Raw genomic sequence first — 2,685 nt, 5'->3', positions numbered from 1 at the left:
GCTAATCTCACAGTGCTCCGCTTGTTCTGGCTGATAAGCATCAGGATCTATTTTTATATCGTGTTCTAAACAGTAGCTTGTCTATTGCGCTGGCTGGCTTATAGCGAACAAATTTCGGTTCTAAACGGGTACTCCTTCTATAGCCTGCTTACCCATTCCCACACGTCTACCCGATTCCTCACAGCGCACCGCTTCTTTCTTCTTAATGCATAAACTCTTACGATGAAAATCCTATGAATGCAACAGCTTTAAATATTTTTTCTTTTCTTCTATTATAACCGCTCTATATTTATTTGATTACACTGCTAGTAAAGCACGTTCTTTATAACTATTTTCTACCCCGTTCATGAGAATCAAATGCGTTATTTTTATGTTTCCAAGTTGCACAAAAAACTAAAGTTTAACCAGGAGAACACTGACTTTTATTACACTCTTTTCATGAAATTAGTAGAGCAGATATTCACTTTAGCACATAATTTTAATAAGCCCTAATATGTTTTGACATTTTTACGAACACAGGGAGAGCCAAAAGTGGGTCACTTATGTCTTATCCAATGTCTTAAGATACCGCTTCCACATATTTTGAAGATGTTCTGGATCTCCTCGTCCCGCAAGTTTTTTCATAGTTTGTCCTAAAAAAAACATGATTAGTTTATCTTTTCCAGATAAATACTGTTTTACTTGTTGGGGATACTCTACGTGAACTTCTTTAATTATATCCATAAGATCATCTTGAGTAAGGCTCTGGGCGTTCATCTTTTTTGTCTGAATAATGTCTTGAAAGCTTCCGCCTTGAGTCAGCATTTCTTGAAAAATCTCTTTTGCCATAGGAGTAGAAATCGTTTTTTCCGTCACACACACAACAAATTCAGCGAATTCATGGGGAGAAAAGCGTACCTCTTGCTGAATGTGTTCTTTGTGGATTAATATGGAAAATAAAGGACCAATAATCCAGTTTGCCGCAGTTTTACTGAATGCAGTTTTTTTGGATTCAAATAACGCCTTAGGAATAGCATTCAAGGTTGCTTCAAAAAATTCTGCTACCTCGAGAACTTCCGTCAAGACAAAACTATCGTATTCTGATAATTGAAACGTTTTCATAAAACGGTTTCGTTTCTCATCAAAAAGCTCTGGCAAAGTACTTTGAATTTTTTCCACCAGCGCTCTCTCAATACACACTGTAGGCAAGTCTGGATCAGGAAAGTAGCGGTAATCCTGCGCTTCTTCCTTAGAGCGCATGCTAAAAGTTATCCCTTCTTTTGCGTCAAATCCTCGTGTTTCTTGGGGGAATAATTTTTCTTGCTCTAGGTACTCAATTTGTCGAGATATTTCATAATATAAAGCAGTTTTTAAAAAGCGGACAGAATTCATATTTTTTATTTCTACACGGGTACCCAAAACACCACTTTCCTGAGTTACCGAAATATTTACATCAAACCGCATTTGTGCTTTTTCCATGTCAGCATCACTGGTTTTTGTGTACCGTGCAATACGTTGAATGTGTTCCACATAAGCTGCAGCTTCTTCGGGAGAAGAAAGATCGCACTGAGAGACGATTTCCATCAAGCCCACTCCGGCACGATTAAAATCAATCAAAGAACGCGTACTAGAATCATGCAGGCTTTTTCCAGCGTCCTGTTCTAGATGCAATCGATGAATACGAATAATTTTTTCATATCGGGGAATTGAAGCGTAAGCAGCTACGACAATACATACTTCTCCTTGCTCTACAAGGGGATATCTCTGTTGAGAAATTTGATAGCCTGCCGGATTATCTGGATAGAAATAATGTTTACGATCAAATATACAGTAGGCATTGACAACTCCTTTCAGCGCAAGCCCCATACGAATTCCTTGCTCAATGGCAGAACGATTTAGGACCGGAAGGGTTCCAGGACAAGCAGTGTCCAAAAAATCCACACAATGGTTTGGAAGAAAGTGAGTGCCTACTGCCGAGGCTGCAGAAAAAATTTTTCTTTCGCTCTTAATCTGACAATGCACTTCAAGACCAATGTAAACATAAAACCGTTGGCCTAGAGAAGAAGTGTAAAATAGAGTTTTATTTTCAGGTAAAAAAAACGGAGTAATTGTTGACACAGTCCAAAAAAATAGATCAAACTTTCTTGAAGAATACAGACTTTTTCTAAAAAATACAATGATAATAATTTGAATAAATAATACCACTATACTGATAAACTGTCTCAAGGAATTTTTGGGTTAAAGAAGAATACTGCTGATGGGGATGAAGTGTTTTAGAATAAATGTAATTAATGATTTCCCTGCCTTTATAGAGCACCTTCTATTAACCCACCAGCAATTTTTTTGCCAACAAGCGGATCCGATGCGTGTTACCAGAAGCGAATCTGATCGGTCTATACGCCATCAAAACCATGATGATTTAGATGCAAGTAGGTGTATTCGATACAGATAGCTGGTATACAAGGCTTGATAAAGTAGACGATCCGCTTCATGGCATTAACGAAGACCATGCATTGGAGCGGACTATCAGAGCGAATAAAGACCATTAAGTTTGAATGTCAGGATAAGAGTACCAAGACAGGACACCGCTCTTTAGACGGGATGATGATGGCAACAATATTGATTTTACAGTCCTATAATACGCTCTCTAATGAAAATTGTGAATTTTTGATCAACGATAGAATGCGCTTCAAGCGCTTTTTAGGT

Annotated in this window: 3 protein-coding genes; 2 read left to right on the top strand and 1 reads right to left on the bottom strand. The window is 38.0% G+C overall.

Annotated features, from left to right (window positions below; translation table 11 throughout):
* Positions 1–540: 540 nt before the first annotated feature.
* Positions 541–2,205, bottom strand: a complete 1,665-nt coding sequence (gene gatB, locus HCUR_RS01725; protein ID WP_104206473.1) for an Asp-tRNA(Asn)/Glu-tRNA(Gln) amidotransferase subunit GatB — start codon at positions 2,203–2,205, stop codon at positions 541–543.
* Positions 2,206–2,242: 37 nt separating this feature from the next.
* On the opposite strand from gatB, the gene HCUR_RS08230 reads away from it, so the two are divergent.
* Entirely contained in the window at positions 2,243–2,431 is a 189-nt protein-coding gene (locus HCUR_RS08230) for a hypothetical protein (protein ID WP_165780633.1), read from the top strand.
* Between the two features lie 38 nt (positions 2,432–2,469).
* A partial coding sequence (locus HCUR_RS01720) for a transposase (RefSeq protein WP_129591834.1) occupies positions 2,470–2,685 on the top strand: 216 nt, incomplete at its 3' end.

The sequence above is a fragment of the Holospora curviuscula genome, from assembly GCF_002930195.1.
Taxonomy (GTDB): domain Bacteria; phylum Pseudomonadota; class Alphaproteobacteria; order Holosporales; family Holosporaceae; genus Holospora; species Holospora curviuscula.
Note: the sequence above shows the minus strand (reverse complement) of the source record. Positions and strands in the feature narration are given on the sequence as shown.

What these genes read in the sequence shown, in the direction of transcription:
- HCUR_RS08230 (WP_165780633.1), top strand. Translation starts at nt 2,243, where the DNA reads ATGAAGTGTTTTAGAATAAATGTAATTAATGATTTCCCTGCCTTTATA.